We start from the raw sequence: 22,665 nt of genomic DNA on the forward strand, positions 1-22,665 counted from the left end.
ATCGGCGCGGCAGCGCGCGCCCCAAGCCTGGCAGCCACCTGTTCAGGAAGGGGAGTGCATTGTCATGCTCATGATCGTCGGAAGGGCTGCGGTCGCGCGTTGGCCGGCCATCGGTTCGGCTCTGCTCCTGGTCGCGGCCGCTCTCAGCGCGGTCTTGTCCAGTGCGACACCGGCCTCGGCGCACCCGATCAACCCCGCCGACTTCCAGCAGGTCCAACTGGCCCGCGGGGTGGCGGAGGTCGGTGAGCCGATGTCGCTGGCCGTACTCGCCGACCGGTCGGTGCTGCACACCGCTCGCAACGGGACCGTGCGCCGCACGGATGCGGGCGGCACCACCAAGGTGATCGGCAGCATCCCCGTGTACGCCCACGACGAGGACGGCCTGCAGGGCATCGGCATCGACCCGGGTTTCGCCACCAACCGGCACATCTACCTCTACTACGCCCCGCCGCTGTCCACACCAGGCGGCGACGCCCCGACCACCGGCGGCAACTGGTCGACGTGGCAGGGCGTCAACCGGCTCTCCCGGTTCACGCTCAACGCCGACTTCACGCTCAACCAGGCCAGCAAAGTGGACATCCTCGACGTGGCGGCCGACCGAGGCATCTGCTGCCACGCCGGCGGAGACATCGACTTCGACGGGGCAGGCAACCTGTACCTGTCCACCGGCGACGACACCAACCCGTTCGAGTCCGCCGGATATTCCCCACTCGACGAGCGGACCAACCGCAACCCGGCGTTCGACGCGCAGCGCTCCGCCGCCAACACCAACGACCTGCGCGGCAAGATCTTACGAATCAAGGTGAACGAGAACGGGTCGTACTCGATCCCGGCAGGCAACCTGTTCCCGCCCGGCACGGCAAGGACCCGGCCGGAGGTCTACGCGATGGGCCTGCGCAACCCGTTCCGGATGAGCGTGGACAAGGCCACCGGCATCGTCTACGTCGGCGACTACGGCCCCGATGCCGGCGCCACCTCGGCACGCGGGCCGCAGGGCCAGGTCGAGTTCAACCGCATCACGGGCCCGGGTTTCTACGGCTGGCCCTACTGCAGCGGCACGAACACGAGCTCCGAGACGTACGCCGAGTGGGACTTCGCCAGCAACACGGCAGGCGCGAAGTACAACTGCTCGGGCGGACCGACGAACAACTCGTTCCGCAATACCGGCTTGAGCACGCTGCCCCCCGCCAAGGCTGCCTGGATCCGTTACGGCGGCGAGGCCGGCAGCCCGCCGGCGTTCGGCAGCGGCTCGGAGTCGCCGATGGCGGGCCCGGTGTACCGGTACGACCCCGACGTCAGCTCGCCCACGAAGTTCCCGCAGTCGTTCGACGGGCAGTTCTTCGCCACGGAGTTCGGCCGCGGCTGGATCAAGCCGATCCACCTCAATGCCGACGGCTCCCCGGGGACCATCGACAGCTTCCCCTGGAACGGCAAGCAGGTGATCGACTCGGCGTTCGGCCCGGACGGCTCCTACTACGTGCTGGACTACGGCGCCGGGCTGTACCAGGGCGACCAGTACTCCGCCCTCTACCGCTTCGACTACGTCGGCAGCGGCAACCGGGCGCCCACGGCGATGGCCGGCGCCAACCGGACCTCCGGCGCGGCGCCGCTGACCGTGACGTTCTCCTCGGCCGGCTCATCCGACCCCGACGGTGGGGCACTGACCTACGCGTGGAACTTCGGTGACGGCACCAGCTCCACCGCCGCCAACCCGACGAAGACGTACAACACCAACGGCGACTACACGGCCACGCTGACCGTGCGCGACCAACAGGGTGCCACCGGCACCGCCGACGTGCGGATCACCGTCGGCAACACCGCGCCGACCGTGACCATCAACAGCCCCGACGCGGGGGAGATCTTCGCCTTCGGCGACACCGTGCCGTTCACCATCACCGTGACGGATCCGGAGGACGGCACGGTCGACTGCGCCAAGGTCAAGCTGACGTACATCGTCGGTCACGACAGCCACGGCCACCCGATCACCTCGAAGACCGGTTGCTCCGGCACGATCACCATCCCGGTCGACGGTGAGCACGACGACGCGGCGAACATCTTCGGGGTCTTCGACGCCGAGTACACCGACAAAGCCGGGCTCACCACGCACACCCAGCACATCCTTCAGCCGAAGCACCGGCAGGCCGAGCACTACAAGACATCGTCCGGCATCACCACCTACGACAAGTCGACCGCCGAGGGCGGCAAGTCCGTCGGTGACATCGAGAACGGCGACTGGATCGCCTTCGAGCCGTACAAGCTGAGCAACGCCACGTCGTTCAGCGCCCGGGTGTCGTCAGCCGGCGCGGGCGGCACGTTGCAGGTCCGGGCCGGCTCGCCGACCGGCACCGTCCTCGGCTCCGCCACCGTCCCGGTCACCGGCTCGTGGACGAACTTCACCACCGTCAACGGATCGATCTCCGGCGCGCCGGCCGGCACCACCACGCTCTACCTGACCTTCAGCGGCGGCTCCGGATTCCTCTTCGACGTCGACGCGTTCACCTTCAATTCCGGCGGTGGACCGACACCCGGCGCGGGTCCGGTCGTGGGGCTCGCGGGCAAGTGTCTGGATGTCCGTGACGGCAGCTCGGCGGACGGGGCGGCGGTGCAGATCTCGTCGTGCACGGGCTCGGCGAGGCAGCAGTGGACGGTGACGCCGGGGTCGACGGTCAAGGCGCTGGGCAAGTGCCTGGATGTCAGCGCTAGCAGCACGGCCGACGGGGCGAAAGTCCAGCTGTGGTCCTGCAACGGTGGCGCCAACCAGAACTGGCAGGCGAACGCGGACGGGTCGCTGCGCAGCCCGCAGTCGGGCAAGTGCCTGGACGTGTCGGGCGCCAACTCCTCGGACGGCACCCTCGTGCACCTGTGGTCCTGCAACGGCGGAGCCAACCAGAAATGGACCCTGCCCTGATATCTGTCACCAGGAAGAGAGCGACGGACATGCGCAGACAACCCCGAACCCTGCTTGGTGGGGCGATCGCGACACTCGCCGCCCTGGCCCTCCTCGGGCAGCCCAGCCCCGTCAGTGCCGCGGACACGTCCTACGACGTCCTCGTGTTCTCCAAGACGGCCGGATTCCGGCACGACTCGATCCCGGCAGGGATCCAGGCCGTCCGCGACCTCGGCGCCGCGAACAGTTTCACGGTGACGGCCACGGAGGACGGCAACCACTTCACCACCGGCAACCTGAGCCGTTACGAGGCGGTGATCTTCCTCAACACCACCGGCGACGTTCTGAACGACGCCCAGCAGTCGGCTTTCCAGTCGTACATCGGATCGGGCGGCGGCTTCGTCGGCGTCCACTCGGCCGCGGACACGGAGTACAACTGGCCGTTCTACGGCGAACTGGTCGGCGCCTACTTCGCCTCGCACCCCGCTGTCCAGCGGGCCAACGTCAAGGTGGAGGGGCGGGCGCACGCGGCGACCGCCCACCTGCCGCAGACATGGACCCGCACCGATGAGTGGTACAACTTCCGGACCAACCCCCGCGCCACCGCGCGCGTTCTCACCACGCTGGACGAGTCGTCGTACTCGGGTGGCTCGATGGGCGCCGACCACCCGCACACATGGTGCAAGACCCACTCGGGGGGCCGGGCCTTCTACACCGGCGGCGGGCACAGCCAGGCGTCGTACGCGGAGCCGGCGTTCCGGGCGCACCTGCTCGGCGGCATCCGGTACGCGGCAGGCCGGACCAAGGCCGACTGCCGGCCCGAGACCGGCTATACGACCCTCTACAACGGCTCGACCACCGGCTGGTCGCAGGCCGGCCCGGGCGGCTTCACCAACTCGGACGCCACCCTCACCTCGTCCGGCGGCATGGGCATGCTCTGGTACAGCACCCGGCAGTTCACCAACTATTCGCTGAAGCTGGACTGGAAGATGCCCGGCGACGACAACTCCGGCGTGATCGTGGGCTTCCCACCGTCGAGCGACCCGTCGTCGGCACTGGACAACGGCTACGAGGTCCAGATCGACGCCACCGACGCGCCTGACCGCACGACCGGGTCGATCTACGCCGTGAAGGCCCCGGACACGGCTGCCCGGGACGCGGCGCTCAACCCACCGGGCGAGTGGAACACCTTCGAGTTGCTCGTGGAGGGCGAGCGGCTCCAGGTCTGGCTCAACGGCGTGAAGATCAATGACTTCACCAACACCGACCCCGCCCGCTCGCTCGCCGGCCACGTCGGCATCCAGAATCACGGCACGGGGGACGACGTATCGTTCCGCAACGTCCGGATCAAGGAGCTGGGCGGCAGCCCGCCACCCACCCCCGGCGCGGGTTCGGTCGTGGGGCTCGCGGGCAAGTGTCTGGATGTCCGTGACGGCAGCTCGGCGGACGGGGCGGCGGTGCAGATCTCGTCGTGCACGGGCTCGGCGAGGCAGCAGTGGACGGTGACGCCGGGGTCCACGGTCAAGGCGCTGGGCAAGTGCCTGGATGTCAGCGGTAACAGCACGGCCGACGGGGCGAAAGTCCAGTTGTGGTCCTGCCACGGTGGTGCCAACCAGAACTGGCAGGCGTCTGCTGACGGGTCGCTGCGCAGCCCGCAGTCGGGCAAGTGCCTGGACGTGTCGGGCGCCAACTCCTCGGACGGCACCCTCGTGCACCTGTGGTCCTGCAACGGCGGAGCCAACCAGAAATGGACCCTGCCCTGAGCTGACGCGGCACGCCGGAAGGGCCACCTGCCACTGGGCGGTGGCCCTTCCGGGTTCTCAGGCGAGGAGAGGCACGGCGCCGCCGCTCAACGGCGGCTCCACTGCTGATTGGTGCCGCCGTGGCAGGTCCAGAGGGTGATTCTGGTGCCGTTGGCGGTGCCTGCGGCGTTGGCGTCGAGGCACAGTCCGGAGTGGACGCCGGTGATGGTGCCGTTGGGGTTGACGTTCCACTGCTGGTTGTTCTGGCCGTTGCAGTCCCAGATGACGACCGGGGTGCCGTTGGTGGTGCCGCGTCCGCTGGCGTCCAGGCACTTGCCGCCGGAGAGGGTCAGTTGTTTGCCTGCGGTGTAGGTCCAGGTCTGGCCGGCCGCGCCGGTGCAGTCCGAGAGTTGGGTCTGGGTGCCGTTGGTGGTACTGGAGCCGGGGACGGTCAGACAGCGGCCGGACTGCGTACCCACGATCTGCTGAGCCATGGGGGACGGCGGGGTGGTGGGCGGCGTCGTGTCAAGGCCGAAGAAGCGGATGATCTCCGCGGTCTCGTCCGGCAGACCGTGCCCCCGGCCTTGCAGGCTGATCGCCTCGACCGGCGCGGCGCCGCTCGAACTGCCGTAGCGGGTGCGGGTGTAGCCGGCCTTCGGCGAGTCGGTGAGCACGGGCGTCTGGCCGAGGCCGTGCACGTTCGTCCACTGCTTGACCTGCTCCCCGAAGTTGGGGTACCGCAGGACGTCGTCGTCGGTGCCGTGCCAGATCTGCATCCGGGGCCGCGGCCCGGTGTACCCCGGGTAGGCGCCCCGCACCAGGTCACCCCACTGCTGCGGGGTCTTCGTGATCCGCCCCTGAGCGCAGTCGGCGTTCCACTCCGAGCCGTTGGCCGTGGCGAAGCAAGCGAACGGCACGCCGGCGATCGAGGCACCCGCGGCGATCACGTCCGGATAGAGGCCGAGCAGGACGTTGGTCATCATCGCCCCGGACGACTCACCGACGGCGAAGATCCTGGCGGGATCCACGGGGAACCGCTGCTTCACGTAGTCGACCATCGACATGATCCCGACCGGGTCACTGCCTCCGCCGCGCCGCAGCGCCTGTGGCGACGCGACGTCCCAGCACTTGCTGCTGCGCGTCACCGACGGGTAGATCACGATGTAGCCGTACCGGTCCGCCAGCGAGGCGTACGGCCTTCCGGCGTGGAAGGCCGGGCCACTTCCCCCGCAGTAGTGCGAGGCGACCACGACGGCCGGCCGCGCCGCCAGGCGGTCCGGCACGTACAGGTACATGCGCAGGTTCGTCGGGTTGGCGCCGAAGCCGGTGACCTCGACGAGCGTGGCCGCGGCCGCCGGCGCCGCGACCGCCGGCCGGACGAGCGACGCCACAGCGATGGCGAGCACCGCGGCGACCGCCATGAAGATCCTTCTCATTTCCGGGCTCCTCGGTCATCGGTAAGACCACGGTGATGGAGTGGTGCGCCCAGGCTCGCCACGGAGCAAGTGAAGGCGGCACGTGATGTCACGTGCCGCCTTCACTTGTGCGCCTATGCTCGCGTCCAGCGCTGGTTGGCGCCGTCGTGGCAGTTCCACACGATGACCGCGGAGCCGTTGGCGGTGCTCGCGCCGTTGACGTCCAGGCACAACCCGTTCTGACCGTTGCGGATCGTGCCGTTGCCGTTGAAGACCCACTGCTGGTTCGCGCCACCGTTGCAGTCCTGGATCTGCACCCGCGTGCCGGCGGCGGCGTCGGCCGGGACGTGCACGCACTTGCCCAGCACCTGCAGCGCCGCACCGTTCTGGGTGAACCGCTGGTTGGCGTTGCTGTGGCAGTCCCAGATGATCATCGGTGTGCCGTTGGCCGCGTTCTCGCCGTTGACGTCCAGGCACCGGCCCGAACCCTGGTTGGTCAGCCGGAACGTGGTCGGGTTCGGCGGGTTGGGCGTCGTGTCGTCGAACTGAGTGAAGAAGTTCCACACCACCGCTCGGGTCCACGACCTCTCACCCGGTTCGTAGTCGCCGGCCGATCCATCGACTGGACCCGGCGTATGACCCGCGTCGAACGCGGCCCATGCCACGGGGTAGCCGGCGCGGCAGCCCGAGTAGGTCGTGACGACGTGCGTGAGGCTGCCCCGTGCCGGCTCCGGCGGGTTCTGGGGAGTGCAACCGTTGTTCCGCACGAACCTGTCCCGCAGCGAACGTCCTGTGGAGATCGGGAGCACCGGGTCCCGCAAGCCGTGCAGTCCGATGTACGCGACCGGCTGGGTACCGCCGTTGCACCCGCTCAACTGTCCGCCCGCGTAGACGGCGACGGCGCGGAACACTGTCGGCCGGGCGCACGCGAGGGCGAAACTCATGCCGCCTCCGTAGCTGAAGCCCCCGGCGAAGCGCTGGTTGGTGTCGACACACAGGCCCGCGTCGATCTGCCTGATCATGTCGTCCACGAAGGTCAGATCCTCGCCATTGGAGTTGGCCCAGCCGTTCCCGAGGCCCTGTGGTGCGACGAAGATCGCGCTGTCGTTCGAGATCGCCCGCAGGCCGTAGTACGACCAGGAGTATCCGCTGGTACCGCCCGAGTCGACGTCGCCTGCGGTGCCGCCGTTCCAGTGGAAACCGAAGACCAGTCGGTACGGGCGGTTGTTGTCGTAGTTGGCCGGCAACCGCAGGATGTAGTTCCGCGTCTTGCCGCTGCTCTGGATCGAGCGCGGACCACTCGACAGCGTGGGGGGCTTGCCACATCCGGCGCTCGCGGTGAGGGAGGGGGCCTCGGCGGCGGCGGACGTCTGCGCGATGCCGTTGATGCCGGCCGCGGCGAGTAAGAGGGTGACGGCCGAGGCGATCAGCGTGCGCCATCGGTGACGATTGTTGCCTTGTCGCATCACGTTTCTCCGTTCAGGGATGCAGTGACTCAGCGGTAGCCGGCGGCGACGATGTTGGCTTGTACCGCGTTCTCGGTTGCGTCGGACGGGTATCCGGACACCATCGCGCCCTCGTAGAAGGTGCCGGCGCTGAGGTTCGCGCCGCCGCCGGGCTTGCAGCAGTCACCACCGCTGCCGAGGATGATGGCGCCCTGCTTCTTCATGGGGCTGTAGCCGGGCGGAAGCGCGCCGTCCCAGAGCGTTGTCAGGCTTCCGGTCTGGCCGTTGCCGCCCTTGAGTGCGAAACGGCTCGTCCCGTTGTTCTTCAACATCGCCGTCACGAACTTGCTGGTGAAGGCCCGCTGGTTCGCGTTCCAGGTCTGACTGCCACCGGAGTAGAGCCCCCATTCGAGGTCGGCCTGGACCCATGGGCCGGAGCCGGCGCAGCCGCCGAACCAGCACTGGGTGCTGAAATTGATCGCGTCCATCGCCCCGGCCGCGTCGGCCGCCCGGGTCGTCTCACTGTTGCCGTAGTCGAAGCAGCAGCCGCCGTTGACATGGGTGCCGCTGGTCACCATGTACATGCCTTCGGGGGCGCTGCCGGTCGGCACACCGGTCAGGTGACCGTCCCGCCAGTAGCTGTTGCCGGGGTTGATGTAGAGCGAGTAGGCCTTGCTGCCGCCGACCGCCAGCGACTCCGACGTCGCGGTGGCCGGGCGGCTCTGGCTGGATCCGGGAACCACACTCGATCCCTGGTACCACAGGTCGTTCCCGCGGCCGGACTGGTCGTAGACGACGGTGATGACACAGGTGGTCCCCGCGCAGAACGAGTCCTGCGTCGTCGCGTCGGCGGCGCCACCCGCGCTCCGGACGCCGATGTTCCGGGTCGTGCTGTCGGACGCGCGCCGGACCTGGTAGAGGTTGCCGTCGTAGGTGCCGTAGAGCGCTCGTACGGTGCTGTGGGCGGCGATGCAGGGGGTGCCGCCCGAGGCGTAGATGTCGCACGTGCCCGCGCCGCCCGGCACCGGCGGGTTCGGCGGCGGGGTCGGCGAGCTCCACTGCTGGTTGGTGCCGCCGTGGCAGGTCCAGAGGGTGATTCTGGTGCCGTTGGCGGTGCCGCCGGCGTTGGCGTCGAGGCACAGTCCGGAGTGGACGCCGGTGATGGTGCCGTTGGGGTTGACGTTCCATTGCTGGTTGTTCTGGCCGTTGCAGTCCCAGATGACGACCGGGGTGCCGTTGGTGGTGCCGCGTCCGCTGGCGTCCAGGCACTTGCCTCCGGAGAGGGTCAGTTGTTTGCCTGTGGTGTAGGTCCAGGTCTGGCCGGCCGCGCCGGTGCAGTCCGAGAGCTGGGTCTGGGTGCCGTTGGTGGTGCCGGCGCCGGGGACGGTCAGACAGCGGCCGGACTGCGTGCCCACGATGGGGGCGCTCTGCCCGGGCTCGATCGGGGCCGCCACCGCGGTGGCTCCGACGGCGACCAGCGCCAGGGCGGTGCCCAGCGCGGACAGCCGTCCGTACCGGCGGGGCCGAGGTATCCGAAACACCATGGCGGTTCCTCACCTGTTCGTAGGGTGGGATGCCCGGCGCGCAACGGCGCCGGGCATCCCGTCCGGACGGGCTACACGGCGGTGAACCGCCACTGTTGGTTGGTGCCGCTGTGGCAGCTCCATTGCAGGAGTCGTGCGCCGTCGGCCGTCGAGCCGCCGTTGACGTCGACGCACAGTCCACTGGGGAGGCTCTTCATCGTGTACACACCCCCCGTGGTCGACGGGGTGACGAGGAACTTCTGCGGGTTGCTGTTGTCGCAGGTGGACTGCTGCAGGAACGCGCCCTGGGCGGTGGACCCGCCCGTGACGGCGAGGCACTTGTCGCTGTGCGCCGCCTTCAGGTAGATGGCGCCGCCACCGGCGTCGACGGCCTGCCACTTCTGGTTGTTGCCGCCGGTGGCCGGCCACTGGACGATCTGGGCGCCGTCAGCGGTCGAGGCGTCGCTGACGTCCATGAATTTGCCGCTGTGCTGCGCCGCGACCGTCCAGGTTCGGCCGGCCACGCCGCCACCGCCGCCGCCCGGTTCGCCGACCCCGTTGCCGCCGAAGGTGAGCGAGTCGAGGTCGAACCAGTTGTTCGCGGTGCCCTTGAACACCAGGTAGAGCGAGTGCGAGCCGGCGAGATCGGCTGTGTTCACCGCCGGCGTGGACTGGTAGGTGTTCCAGCCGCCGGTGCTGGGCACCGGTGTCGTGGCCAGGAGCGTGCCGGTCGGGGAGTCGGCGCGCAGCTCGATCGATCCGCCCCCGCCCGGCGACGACAGGCGGTAACGCACGCTCGTGACGCCCGACAGGCTCATCGGTTTGAACGCGATCCAGTCACCGTCGGAGATGTTGCCGACCCTTTTGCCGCTCTCCGCGCCGGCCTGCTCGACGATCTGCACACCCGACTGGTCCGTGTAGAACTCGGCCTGCTTGTGCTTGGGCTGGAGGATCGCCTGGGCGTAGCCGGTGAGCGGGTTCGCACCGCCGGGACCTCCGTCGTCGGTGTAGCGGGCGTTGAGGACGTAGTACAGGTTGGCGCCGTCGGGGTGCCCGCCCAGCAGCGACGTGTCGATGGTGCCCGAGCACCCCGGGTAGTCCGTGGTCTCGTGCTGGTGGTCGTCGTGACCGAGGGCGGGGTTGACGAACACCTTGGCGCAGTCGACGGGCGCGCCGCCGGGGTCCGAGACGGACACCTTGTACGGGACGCGGTCGCCGAAGTCCAGCATGCCGCCGTCGGACGGAATCGTGATGGTGACCTTCGGTGCGGTGTTGCCCACGGTGATCGGCACGTTGGCGAAGGCCGTCCTGCCGGTGTTGTCGGTGACTTTGAGCTGGGCGGTGTAGTTGCCGTTGGCGGTGTAGGTGTGTGACGGGTTGGCCGCCGTGGACGTGGTGCCGTCGCCGAACGTCCAGTGGTAGCCGAGCGTGCTGCCGGGATCCGGGTCTGTGGACCCCGCGCTGCTGAACTGCACGTTCAGTGGCGCGTCCCCGTTGGTGGGCGTTCCGGTGGCTTTGGCGATCGGCGATCGTCCGCCGTGGTTGTAGTCGATGCGGTAGAGACCCGAGTCGTTGTTGCCGCCGGAGAAGTTGTTGCCCCATTCGAGCAGGTACAGCGAGCCGTCGGGCCCGAACTCCATATCCATCGGCTTGATGAACTTGGCGGCGGGCATGAAGGGGTTGGTCCGGGTGACCGCGGTCGCGGAGTCGAAGTGGACCTCCTTGACGGTGTGGCGCGACCACTCGTAGAAGAAGTGGACCCCGTCGTAGTAGGGCGGGAACTTCGTCTCGGACGGGTTCGCGGCGTTGTAGCGGTAGACCGGTCCGCCCATCGGCGCCGAGCCGCCGGAGCCGAGCTCGGGGAAGTCCGGGGAGACGTCGTAGCCGTACCACATGTTCGGCGCGACGATCGGCTTGAGGTTGGTCAGGCCGGTGTTGTTCGGCGAGTTGTTGACCGGCGCGGTGCAGTTGAACTTGGCGCCGACGACGCCGGTGCTCGGGTTGTAGGGCGCGTAGGCCTGGTTGTTGCCGTGGCAGAACGGCCAGCCGTAGTTGCCCGGGGCCTTGATGACATTGAGCTCGACGAGCCCTTCGGGGCCGCGGTTCGTCGCGGGGCCGCCCCGGTCCGGGCCGTAGTCGGCGAGGTAGACCCACCCGTTGTCCGGGTCGATCGAGAAGCGGAACGGGTTGCGGAAGCCCATCGCATAGACCTCCGGCCGGGTCTGCGCCGTGCCCTGCGGGTAGAGGTTGCCGGCCGGGACGGTGTAGCCGCCACCGGCCGACGGCCGGATGCGCAGGAGCTTGCCCCGCAGGTCGTTGGTGTTGCCGGCGGTGCGGGCGGCGTCGAGGTTGGCCTTGCCCTGCCGCCAGTCCAGCGGGGCGTAGCCCTGCCAGTTGGAGTCGAGGTTCGGTGGGACGTCGTCCCCGGTGCCGATGTAGAGGTTCTTGTCGGGGCCGAACTCGATGTAGCCGCCCGTGTGCCCGGGTTCGGCGAACGTGCGGTCACGGGTCGCGGGGATGTCGATGATCGTCACCTGGCTCGACATGTTCAGGGTGTCGCCGGTGAGCGTGAACCGGGAGACCCGGTTGATGTCGTTCGGGACTCCGGCCGGGGAGTGATACAGGTACACGTAGCCGTTGCTGGCGAAGTCGGGGTCGAGCGCCAGTCCGGTGAGGCCGTCCTCGCCGCCGGTGTAGACGCTGAGCGTGCCTGCTGTCACGGTCTTGTTCGTGGTCGGTTTGAAGATCTTCAGCTGCCCGCCCCGCTGGACGTAGAGCACCCGCCCGTCCGGGGCGACCGCGAGTGCCATCGGGTCTGCGGTGTTGTCGTCGAGGGTGCGCTTCTCGAAGTTGCTCCACACGGTGCCGCCGCAGTCGCCGGGCTCGTTGCCGGCCGCCCACTTGACGCCCCCGAGGACGTGGTTGCGGAAATGGGTCTCGCTGTACGCCGCGCTGGTGTGCCCCATGGCGGTGGCCCACACGCGGCCGCCGCCGGTGGAGCGGCACCAGGAGATGGGGTGGTCCGGCCCCATGGCGCGGGAGCCCGGGTTGTACGTGCGCTCGTCCGCGGTGACCAGGACGTGGACGTTACCGCGGGGGTTGCGGTCGAAGTTGTACCACTCCTCGCTGCGGTTCCAACGGTCCGGCAGGCCGGCCGTCGACGGGTGCTTCTTGTCCGCGACGACGGCGGTGCCGGGCAGCACGCCGGGGGAGTGCTCCGGCATGTGAGCGCCGCCGTTGATGGTCTGGTCCCACCACGGGTACTCGTTCTCGACGCCCATGTCCGTGGCGTTGTGGATCGCGACGATGCCCTTGCCGCTGGCGAGGTAGCCCTCGACCGCCTGACGTTGGGCCGCCGTGGTCCACACCATTCCCGAGGTCTGGAACATGATGAGCACGTCGAAGGTGGCGAGGTTCGCCGGGGTGAAAACGCTCGCGTCCTCGCTGTGGACCAACTCGAAGTTGTTGGCCGCCGCTTGCTCCCGGAACATCGCGAGGCCGGCAGGGATCGAATCGTGCCGGTAGCCGGTTGTCTTCGTGAAGACCAGCGCTCGGAAGGCCGGCGCCGCTGACGCCGGTGGGGCGATGACGAGCGACAGGAGCACGCTCGCGATCGCCCCCAGGACAAATATGATGCGACGCATGCCGTCTCCTATTTCGGCGGAGCAACGATGGCATGACCACGGGCATGCGCCGGCCGCACCTCCGATGCGCCGGAGTGCCTGAGCGCGTCGTAGGCACGCGTGTGCCGTCAGCTCGTCATCCCGTCCGCCGTGACGGGCAGTCAAGTCCCTACGGAAGAGAGGGGGGCGTCACACCAGATGCGACCGTCTCCCGTGATCTGCCGGCCAGCATGCAGCGGCCTATCACAACAGTCAATATGCTTCGGGTGCGGCCGATTCCATAACACATTTTGCGCATCAATCATCGCCGGTTCGGCAGCGACTGTCGTCGGATCGATGCCATAACGCATTTTGTGCATCAGTCGTCGCGGCTGGGCGCGCGACCGTGGCCGGACCGATTCGATAACAGATTTTTGCGTATCAACCGCTGCCGACCAATCGCCGGTCCGCATTGAGCAGTTCTCACGGCTAATGGCCACCGAGATGTCCGGTGCTATTGCCAGGCGCTCATCGAGGCATTTACCCTCGGGGCCGCGATGTCGCCATCGCGTCCGGAGAAAGTTCGCGGCTATTCGACGATAGCTCAGCTATCGGTGGCTCAATCCTGCTGACGACGCGAATGTAGAGGGTCCCACCATGTCTGGCCTGCTGCCGTCACCGCTGCTCGCTCTGCGAGGCATCGGCAAGTCGTTCCTCGGCGTGCGGGTGCTCGATGGCGTCGACCTCCAGGTCCGGCCGGGTGAGGTGCACGCGGTCGTCGGCGAGAACGGCGCCGGCAAGTCCACGCTCATGAAGGTGGTGTCCGGCGTCCACCAGCCCGACGAGGGAACGGTCGAGTTCGCCGGCGCACCGCGGACGTTCCGCAGCCCGCGTGAGGCCCGACAGGCCGGTATCGGCATCGTCTACCAGGAGCTGACGCTGCTGCCCGAGCGCACGGTCGCGGAGAACGTCTGTCTGGGCCGCGAGCCCCTGCGCCGCGGGCTCGTCGACCGCAGGGCGATGCTCAGCCATACCGCGGGGCTCCTCGCCTCGATCGGGGAGGGCTCGTTACCGCCCGACACGCGCGTGGGACGACTCGGCGTGGCGCAGCAACAGGTGGTCGAGATCGTCAAGGCGCTCTCCCTCGACGCGCGGCTGCTCATCATGGACGAGCCCACCGCGGCTCTCGCCGACCACGAAGTCGACCAGCTCTACGCGCTCGTGCGACGGCTGCAGGAGCACGGGATAGGCGTGCTGTACGTCTCGCACCGCCTCAAGGAGGTCTTCGACCTGTCCAGCCGGATCACGGTGCTCAAGGACGGCCGGGCGGTGGCGACCCTGGACACCGCGGACACCAGCGCCGATCAGCTGGTGCGCCACATGGTCGGCCGCGAGCTGTCGAGCTACTACCCCGGCCCGGCGAAGCCACAGGAGCTGGGCCCGGTGCGGCTGACTGTCCGGGGCGGAGGCAACCGGAAGCTGCGCGGCATCGACCTGCGGCTGCGCGCCGGCGAGGTGCTCGGCGTCGGCGGCCTGCAGGGTTCCGGCCGGTCGGCGTTGGCCCGCGCACTGTTCGGCGCCGCACCGTTCAGCACCGGCCAGGTGACCGTCGACGGAGCGCCGGTCCGGCTGCGCTCGCCCCGCGCCGCGATACGGGCCGGTATCGCCTACGTCTCCGAGGACCGCAAGGATGAAGGGATCGTCGCCGGGCAGTCGGTGCTCGACAACGCGCTGCTGGCCGGCCGCGCCGTCCGCCCGGGCCGGCTCGGCCGCGGTGCCCGGACCGCGCGGGTCCGGGAACTGCTCGCGGCCGTCGAGCTTCGCTCCGCAGGGGAGGACCAGGAGATCCGATTCCTGTCCGGGGGCAACCAGCAGAAGGTCGTGCTGGCCAGGTGGCTCGCGCTCGCCCCGGGCATCCTGCTCTTCGACGAGCCGACCCGGGGCATCGACGTGGGCGCCAAGTCGGCGATCCACGATCTCGTCCGCCGGCTGGCCCGCGACGGCGCCGCCGTGCTGATGGTCTCGTCCGAGCTGCCCGAGCTGCTCGGCATGAGCGACCGGATCATCGTCATGCGCGACGGCCGGATCGCCGGTGAGCTGCCCGCCGGCGCGACAGAGGAGGATGTCGTCGCCCTGGCGGTCGGCACCGTGGGGGAGGCGGCCGGATGAGCGGCGCGCTGTCCTTGTCTGCCCGGCGGACGCCGCCCGGCGTTTTCGTCGCCCTGGTCCTCACCCTGACGATCGGTTGGCTCATCGTCAGGGTCGACGGCGGCCGGCTGTTCAGCCTGCCGACGACGGTGAGCCTGCTGCACGTCGCCGCCGGTCTGGGCCTCGTCGCGGTCGGCCAGACGCTGGTCATCGTCGGGGGCTCGCTGGACCTGTCCGTGGCGTACGTGGTCAGCCTGAGCACCCTCGTCGCCGCCGAGACCATGGCCGGTGACGACGGTGCGCTGCTGCCGGCGATCGGCCTGACGCTCGCCGTCAGCGCCACGATCGGCCTCGTCAACGGTCTGCTCGTCACCAGAGCGCGGATCAACCCCTTCATCGCGACCGTCGGCGTCGGACTGCTGCTGAAGGGATACCTCGACAACGGATACGACGGCCCGGCCGGCAAGACCGCGCCCGCCCTGGTGCAGGGCCTGGGGTACCAGCGCGTCGGCCCGGTGCCGCTGTCGTTCCTGCTGCTGCTCGCCGTCGCCGCCGCGGCCTGGTTCGTGCTGGCGCGCACCCGCTTCGGCCACCACCTGATCGCCGTGGGCGGTGACCCGGAGGTCGCCCGGCTCTCCGGCGTGCGGGGCAGCCGGGTCCTCGTCACCGCCCATGTGCTGTGCGCCCTCTGCGCCGGCCTCGCCGGGGTCTACCTCGCCAGTCGGCTCGGCGCCGGCGCACCGAGGGTGGGCACCGAGGGACTGTACGACCTGGAGTCGATCGCCGCGGTGGTGCTCGGCGGCACCGCCCTGGCCGGCGGGCGCGGCGGCGTCGTCGGCACGGTCGGCGGCGTGCTGCTGCTCGCGAGCATCGACGCCGTCTTCAACCAGCTCGAGGTCGACGCGTTCTTCAAGCAGGTGATCCGTGGCGTGATCATCATCGCGGCGGTCGCCGTCTACGCCCGCCGGGCGATGCGAAAGGCGTCATAGCATGCAGATCGCGCGCCCACTGCGGCTCCTCACGTTCCGCTCCGGCGGTCTCGCACCGATCGTCGTGATCCTGGCGGTGTTGCTGGTTCTGCTGACCGCCCGCCAACCGGACTTCCTCTCGCCGCCGTCGCTGATGTCGTTCCTCGGCCGCTCCGCGCCGGTCGTCCTGCTCGCCGCCGGCCAGTACTTCGTGATCGTCTCCGGCGAGTTGGACCTGTCCGTCGGCTCCCTGGTCACCGCGCAGGTGGTCGTCGCGGCCCGGCTGATCGACGGCGATCCGTCGGCCGGCTGGCCTGTCGCCGTGCTCCTGCTCGCGTTCGGCATCGCCGTCGGCCTCGTCAACGGCCTCGTCACCACGCGGCTGCGGGTGCCGTCGTTCATCACGACCCTCGGGATGTTCCTGATCCTCGTCGGCGCCGTGTACCTGTGGACCAACGGTGCCCCGAAGGGCGGCCTCTCCGAGGAGTTCCGCAGGCTCGGCCGGTCGGCGTTCGAGGACGTGCCCGCGCTGGGCCGGATACCGTACGCCCTGGTCGTCCTGCTGGCGGCGGCCGCTCTGTCGCTGGTGCTGACGCGGTCGGACTTCGGCCGCACCCTGGTCGCCGTCGGCGGCAACCCGCGCACCGCCGGGCTGAGCGGCGTGCGCGTGTGGCGCGCCAAGACCATGGCGTTCGTCCTCAGCGGACTCGCCGCCACGCTCGCGGCGGTCCTGATCGGCGGGTACAGCGGAGTGTCGTTCCAGGCCGGTGCCGGCCTGGAGTTCGGCGCGATCACCGCGGCGGTCCTCGGCGGTGTCGCTCTGGGCGGGGGCCGCGGTTCGGTCGTCGGCGCGATGCTGGGCGCGCTGACCCTCGAGACGCTCTTCACGCTCATGAACTTCTACGGCGTTTCCGGCGCCCTCAAACCGACCGTCCAGGGCGCGATCATTCTGCTCGCCGTGGCGGCGGCTTCCTTCCGTCTCCCGTCCAGATGAAGGGGATTCAGTGAGGCACTCCATGACGGTGCTGGCCGTGAGCACCTTACTGGTGCTGGCCGGCTGCGCCACCGACGAGCCCACCACCGGCACATCGGGTTCGCCCTCCGCGGGCACCGGGTCGGGCACCGGCAAGCAGTCGAAGTTCTTCGTGAAGGCCGACTACGACAAGCAGCTCGCGCTGCTGGATACCGCGCCCACCGGGCCGGCCGGCAAGCCCTGGGAACAGGCGCTCGACCCGGCGATGGTGGAGACCGCGAAGTTCAAGAAGCCCGGACCGTACAAGATCTGCTTCTCCAACGCGGGGCTGAACAACCCCTGGCGCCAGGTCGGTTTCAAGACCATGCAGGCCGAGGTCGACACGCACCGTGGCCGGATCTCCGATTTCGTCCACGTCGATGCCGAAGGCAAGGACCAGAAGCAGATCGCCGACATCAACGACCTGCTCGGCAAGGGCTGCCACGCGCTCATCGTCTCGCCGAACACCACCGCGACGCTCACCCCGGCCGTGGAGGCCGCCTGCCGGAAGGGCCTGCCGGTCATCGTCTTCGACCGCGGCGTCGACACGACCTGCCCGGTGACGTTCATCAACCCGATCGGCGGCTACGGATTCGGCCACGTCGCGGCTGAGTTCGTCACCCAGAAGACGAAGCGGGGCGGCAAGGTGCTCGCACTGCGCATCCTGCCCGGCGTCGACGTGCTGGAGACCCGTTGGTCCGCGGCGAAGGTCGCCTTCGACAAGGCGGGTGTCGACGTCGTCGGCGTCGAGTTCACCGACGGCGACCCGGCCAGGACGAAGAAGATCGTCAACGACTACATCCAGCGGTACGGCACGATCGACGGCGTCTGGATGGACGCCGGGGCGGTCGCGGGCGCGGCGGTCGAGGCGTTCGAAGACGCCGGCAAACCCGTGCCGCCGATCAACGGCGAGGACCAGCTCGACTTCCTGAAGCTGTGGAAGGACAAGAAGCTCACGGCGATCGCCCCGACGTACCCGACCTACCAGTGGCGCACCCCGATCATCGCCGCGCTGAAGATCCTCGGCGGCGAGCGGGTGCCGAACCCGTGGAAGCTGCCACAGCCGACCATCACCCAGGACAACCTGGACGAGTACGTCGACCCCGACATGCCGCCGCTGCACTACGCGATGTGCGGCTGCACGGACCTGCCCGGTTATCCGCGGCGCTGGAAGTAGTCCGGTGTACACCATCGGTGTCAACCCGTGGGTCTGGGCCTCGCCGGTCGACGACGAGGCCATGGCCGAGCTGGTGCCGCGGATCGCCGCGTTCGGTTTCGACGCGGTCGAGCTGCCGATCGAGCAACCCGGCGACTGGGACCCGGCCCGCACCCGGGACCTGCTGGCGGCGTACGGCCTGCGCGCGGTCGGCGTCTGCGCGGTCACCTCGCCCGGACGTGACCTCGTGAACGCCCCGCCGGAGGTCGTCGCCTCCACCGCGGTGTACCTGAAAACGTGTGTGGACAGTGCGGTGGCCGTCGGCGCGCCCTGCGTCGGCGGCCCGGTCTACGCCGCGGTGGGGCGGACCTGGCGCATGTCACCGGGGGAGCGCGCGGCCTGCTACGCGGACGTCCGCCGCGCCCTGCGGCCGGTGGCCGACTACGCGGGGGAGCGGGGCGTGAGCATCGGCGTGGAGGCCCTCAACCGCTATGAGACGAGTGTCGTCAACACGGTCGACCAGGCGGTGGAGCTGATCAACGGCCTGCCCGCGAACGTCGGTCTCATGATCGACACCTATCACATGAACATCGAGGAGGCCGACCCCTACGAGGCGCTCGTCACGGCTGGTCCCCACCTCAAGCACGTCCAGGTCAGCGGCACCGACCGCGGCACTCCGGGCGCCGACCACTTCGACTGGCCACGCTTCCTCGCCGGCCTGGCCACGACCGGCTACGGCGGCGCGGTGTGCATCGAGTCGTTCACCGCGCAGAACGAGGCCATCGCTACCGCGGCCTCGATCTGGCGGCCGCTCGCCCCGTCGCAGAACGCCCTCGCCCGTGACGGGCTGTCCTACCTCCGGACCGTCCTCCAAGGACTGGAAAACGCTCCCTCGACCGGTTGACAGGGGTGGCTTTGGTTTCCGAACGACGTCATACGTCATACGCATCGGCCCACGGGAAACCGCACCACGGTCCGACCGGTCCGTGCACCGACCGCCGTACGACTCGTCGACAGTACGACGATCGGCGCCGAGTCAGGCGCGACGCCCACGCCCGAACATCGTGCCCCCTCTGCGAGCCCTCGTCCCCGCACGCCGAGCAGCCCGGACGCGCCGTCCTCCCCTTCCGTCCCGGAACCCACAAGGAGAAAACGTGTTCACAACCCCCACGATACGAAGGCGGCTTCTCGCCGTAGCCGCAACGGCCGGTTTGACCGCGACCGCCGTGACGGCCTTCCCCGCGCCCGCATCCGCAGTTCCCCTCACGTTGCACGTCTCGCCGTCCGGCACCGGTACCGACTGTTCCAGCGCCCAGCCGTGCTCACTGACAGCCGCGCAGGCGGCGGTGCGGTCGCTCAACGACACCATGTCGGACGACATCGTGGTGCAGTTGGCCGACGGTGTGTACCGGCTGGCCCAACCCTTGCGGCTGACGGCGGAGGACTCCGGCTCGGGCGGCCACACGGTCGTGTGGCGGGCCGCCCCGTCGGCGCATCCGGTGATCACCGGTGCCCGGGCGGTCACCGGCTGGTCGGTGGCCGACGCAGCCAAGAACATCTGGAAGGCCGACGTGCCAACCGGTCTCGATACCCGGCAGCTCTTTGTCGACGGCGCCGTCGCCACCCGGGCACGCACGCAGGTGAACAGGGCCGATTTTACGGCCACCAGCGCCGGAATGAGGTTTTCGGGCGGTGCGCTGAGCTATCTGAACAACCTGGCCGACCAGAGCCGGATCGAGGTGGAGAGCGTCAACTCCTTCACCGACCGGTACTCGCCGGTGCAGAGCATCAGTGCGAACTTCATCACGATGCAGCAGCCGGCGTGGAACAACAACAACTTCGGCTACGACACCCTCATGCGGCCGCACCGGGCCGGTCCGTTCTACCTGTCCAACGCGTACGAGTTCCTGGACTCGCCCGGCGAGTGGTACCTCAACCCCAAGGCCGGAGCCCTGTACTACATCCCCCAGGCCGGGCAGAACATGAGCACCGTCAGCGTGGAACTGCCGACGCTGCAGTCGCTGGTGAACCTCGGGGGCACGTACGGCGAGCCGGCGCACCACATCACGTTCAGCGGGATCACCTTCACCGGTACGAGCTGGCTGGGCCCCAGCAGCAACCAGGGTTACGCAGACCAGCAGACCGGCGCGTACATCGCCGGCAACTGGAGCTGGCCGGGCTTCGACTCCTGCCACAACGGCTGCACGCAGTTCGAGGCCGCCCGGCCGCACTGGCGGCAGATGCCGGCCGCCGTGCAGATCTCCGCCGCCGACACCATCACCTTCAGCGACTCCCGGTTCGTCAACCTGGGCCAGACGGCCATCGGTATCGGCAACGACGCCAACGCGCACGCCAGCGGCGTCGGCCTGGGCGCCCGCGACATCACGGTGACCCGGTCGGAGATCGCCCGGAGCTCAGCCGGTGGCATCCTCGTGGGCGGCGTGCGCGCCGACGCCCACCACCCCAGCGACCAGCGCATGGTCAACAGGGACATCACGATCAGCAACAACCGCATCCACGACCTCGGAGCGGACTACCGGGGCATCGTCTCCGTCCTGACCACGTACGTCACCAACAGCCTCGTCGCCCAGAACGAGGTCTACAACATGCCGTACTCCGGCATGTCGATCGGGTACGGCTGGGGCGCCAACGACGCGGGCGGCAGCAACCACTACGCCAACCGCGGCCTGTACGACTACCAGCCGCGTTACACGACGCCGACCACCGCGTCCAACAACCGGCTCATCGGCAACTACATCCACGATGTCATGCAGCAGATGAACGACGGCGGCTGCATCTACACCCTCGGATGGAACCCGAGCGCGCAGATCAGCCGGAACCACTGTCTGCGGACCAACGGGTACTTCGGGGTGTACTTCGACGAGGGCTCGAAGTACTACACGGCCACCAACAACGTCTTCTCGAACACCGGTACGTGGGCGACGGCCAACTACTGGGGTGGCGAGAACATGGGGAACTGGACCGTCACCAACAACTGGTCGACCAACGGCAGCACGAACATCACCAACGGGGACCGCGGCAACGTGGTCTCCGGCAACGTCACGGTCACCAACGGCAACTGGCCTTCCGGTGCCCAGGACGTGATGGCGTCCGCCGGACCGAAGGACACCCCACCGCCGACAACGCCTCAGCAGATCGTGGGTACGCAGTCCGGCCGCTGTCTGACCGTCCCCGGCTCCGGCACCACCAACGGCACCCAGACCCAACTCTCGGACTGCACCGGCGCGGCCGGCCAGACCTGGACCTACACCACAGGCAAACAACTGACCCTCTCCGGCGGCAAGTGCCTGGATGCCAGCGGACGCGGCACCACCAACGGCACCCCGGTCGTCATCTGGGACTGCAACGGCCAGAACAACCAGCAATGGAACGTCAACCCCAACGGCACCATCACCGGCGTCCACTCCGGACTGTGCCTCGACGCCAACGCCGCAGGCACCGCCAACGGCACCAGGATCACCCTCTGGACCTGCCACGGCGGCACCAACCAGCAGTGGGCACTGCGATAGCGGAACGCCGGCGGCCGGACCGTCGAGCTGCCGGACCCGTCCGCTGCGGAATGCCGGCCGGCTGCAAGCCCCTGTTCTGCCCTCTCGGTCGCATCGTCTCGTGGTCGACGAACGAGGTGGCCGTCAACTGCCACCAAGAGGTGACCACGTGTGCCGCGATGGCATTGGCCTCGCTCGCGGCATGACCCGTCAGTCGCCTCTAGGGCCTGTCGTTTGGATCATGCCGGCGTCGCGGGGCGTGGCACGCACATCTGCCGCGTTGTCGTCGGTTGTCAACGCTCCGCGTTGACGCCCTCCTCCGCCTTGCATCTGCACGCACCACGCCCCGCGCGGGTCGGCCGAGAGGTGCAGTGCCTCTCGGCCGACCTGATCCAAACGACAGGCCCTAACGCCGCAGCCGGGTCGGCTCGCCAGGCCCGCTGCGGCGCACCACCCACGCCTCGGTGATGTGGGTGAACATCGCCTCGGCCGCACCCTTGGGGTCGTGAGCGGCGATCCGCTCGTAGATGCGCCGATGGCCTTGGTTGGACGTGACGCAGAAGACGCGGCCGGTTCGGCCCATGTAACGGGCGGAGTTGATGACCTGGCGCTCCAGCGAACGGACCACGGCACGGCCGATGCGGTTCCCCGACGTCTGCATGACGGTGTCGTGGAACGCCCGGTCCACTTCTTGGTACGAAGCGGGGTCGTCGACGAGCTCATCCATCCGCTCCACCAGACTGCGTAGCTGGTCGATCACCTCGGCGTTCGCCAGGCGGGCGGCGACGTTGGCCATATCGGACTCCAGCACGCGGCGTGTCGCGACGAGGTGATCGAGGATGGCCAGGCTCTCGTCTTCGGCGATGGTCGCGCCGAGGACCAGCTCGTCGAGCATGTTCCACATCGTCGGCGGGGTGACCATCGTGCCGGCGCCCTGGCGGACCTGCACCAGCCCCTTCTCCTGAAGTATCTTCACCGCCTCGCGCACCACGGTGCGGCTGACCGAGAAGGTCTCGCAGAGCACGGGCTCGGAGGGCAGCGGCGAACCGGACGGATGGACTCCACGGACGATCCGCTCCACCAGCTCAGCCGTGACCGCGGCGGCGAGGTTCGCCGGGCGCCGGCTCCAGGCGGGGGCCTCGGAGGCCTCTGCGGATGACTGCGGTACTGCCGTCATGACACCCCCCGGGGCCAGTGCCGTACCACGGATGTGCGCCAACTATAGGGCATCCGGTTGACGTCATACGTCATACGAGTT

At 69.0% G+C, this 22,665-nt stretch carries 13 protein-coding genes; 8 read left to right on the forward strand and 5 right to left on the reverse strand.

Translation table 11 applies throughout. The features are described from left to right. Positions 1–70 precede the first annotated feature (70 nt). Both ACFY9E_RS18210 and ACFY9E_RS18215 read left to right on the forward strand, forming a co-directional pair. On the forward strand, positions 71–2,908 hold the full coding sequence (locus ACFY9E_RS18210) for a carbohydrate-binding protein (RefSeq protein WP_390984770.1): 2,838 nt from the start codon (positions 71–73) through the stop codon (positions 2,906–2,908). 29 nt (positions 2,909–2,937) lie between these two features. Next, positions 2,938–4,650 (forward strand): ThuA domain-containing protein, encoded by a 1,713-nt coding sequence (locus tag ACFY9E_RS18215; RefSeq protein WP_390984772.1) that lies wholly within the window; start codon positions 2,938–2,940, stop codon positions 4,648–4,650. Positions 4,651–4,736: 86 nt separating this feature from the next. Here the strand turns inward: ACFY9E_RS18215 and ACFY9E_RS18220 are convergent, their stop codons facing one another. The 4 genes from ACFY9E_RS18220 to ACFY9E_RS18235 all read right to left on the reverse strand — a co-directional run bounded on the left by ACFY9E_RS18220 (position 4,737) and on the right by ACFY9E_RS18235 (position 12,656). Continuing rightward, positions 4,737–6,065 carry a PHB depolymerase family esterase gene (locus ACFY9E_RS18220; protein ID WP_390984774.1) on the reverse strand — a complete coding sequence of 443 codons (1,329 nt, stop codon included), beginning with the start codon at positions 6,063–6,065 and terminating at the stop codon, positions 4,737–4,739. A gap of 113 nt (positions 6,066–6,178) precedes the next feature. Then, the gene (locus tag ACFY9E_RS18225) at positions 6,179–7,510 is read right to left on the reverse strand and encodes a ricin-type beta-trefoil lectin domain protein (protein WP_390984776.1); all 1,332 of its coding nucleotides are present in this window, start codon (positions 7,508–7,510) and stop codon (positions 6,179–6,181) included. Positions 7,511–7,539: 29 nt separating this feature from the next. Beyond that, positions 7,540–9,033, reverse strand: coding sequence for an arabinofuranosidase catalytic domain-containing protein (locus ACFY9E_RS18230; protein WP_390984778.1), 1,494 nt, complete (start codon positions 9,031–9,033; stop codon positions 7,540–7,542). 71 nt (positions 9,034–9,104) lie between these two features. Beyond that, positions 9,105–12,656, reverse strand: a complete 3,552-nt coding sequence (locus ACFY9E_RS18235; protein ID WP_390984781.1) for a ThuA domain-containing protein — start codon at positions 12,654–12,656, stop codon at positions 9,105–9,107. A 615-nt stretch (positions 12,657–13,271) separates the two neighbouring features. Here ACFY9E_RS18235 and ACFY9E_RS18240 point away from each other — a divergent pair. From ACFY9E_RS18240 to ACFY9E_RS18265, 6 genes are all read left to right on the forward strand, one after another. After that, the gene (locus tag ACFY9E_RS18240) at positions 13,272–14,783 is read left to right on the forward strand and encodes an ATP-binding cassette domain-containing protein (RefSeq protein WP_390984784.1); all 1,512 of its coding nucleotides are present in this window, start codon (positions 13,272–13,274) and stop codon (positions 14,781–14,783) included. Then, complete coding sequence (locus ACFY9E_RS18245; RefSeq protein WP_390984786.1) at positions 14,780–15,751, forward strand: ABC transporter permease; 972 nt, start codon at positions 14,780–14,782, stop codon at positions 15,749–15,751. Before ACFY9E_RS18240 ends, ACFY9E_RS18245 begins: the two co-directional genes overlap by 4 nt. A gap of 1 nt (position 15,752) precedes the next feature. Further along, the gene (locus tag ACFY9E_RS18250; protein WP_390984788.1) at positions 15,753–16,724 is read left to right on the forward strand and encodes an ABC transporter permease; all 972 of its coding nucleotides are present in this window, start codon (positions 15,753–15,755) and stop codon (positions 16,722–16,724) included. Positions 16,725–16,746: 22 nt separating this feature from the next. Continuing rightward, positions 16,747–17,919, forward strand: coding sequence for a substrate-binding domain-containing protein (locus ACFY9E_RS18255; protein ID WP_390984790.1), 1,173 nt, complete (start codon positions 16,747–16,749; stop codon positions 17,917–17,919). 4 nt (positions 17,920–17,923) lie between these two features. Then, complete coding sequence (locus ACFY9E_RS18260) at positions 17,924–18,802, forward strand: TIM barrel protein (RefSeq protein WP_390984792.1); 879 nt, start codon at positions 17,924–17,926, stop codon at positions 18,800–18,802. Between the two features lie 463 nt (positions 18,803–19,265). Next, positions 19,266–21,428, forward strand: a complete 2,163-nt coding sequence (locus ACFY9E_RS18265) for a ricin-type beta-trefoil lectin domain protein (RefSeq protein ID WP_390984795.1) — start codon at positions 19,266–19,268, stop codon at positions 21,426–21,428. 385 nt (positions 21,429–21,813) lie between these two features. Here the strand turns inward: ACFY9E_RS18265 and ACFY9E_RS18270 are convergent, their stop codons facing one another. Then, positions 21,814–22,584, reverse strand: coding sequence for an FCD domain-containing protein (locus tag ACFY9E_RS18270; RefSeq protein WP_390984797.1), 771 nt, complete (start codon positions 22,582–22,584; stop codon positions 21,814–21,816). Positions 22,585–22,665: the final 81 nt, after the last annotated feature.

This window comes from Streptomyces sp. NPDC012466 (assembly GCF_042955215.1).
GTDB lineage: Bacteria > Actinomycetota > Actinomycetes > Streptomycetales > Streptomycetaceae > Streptomyces.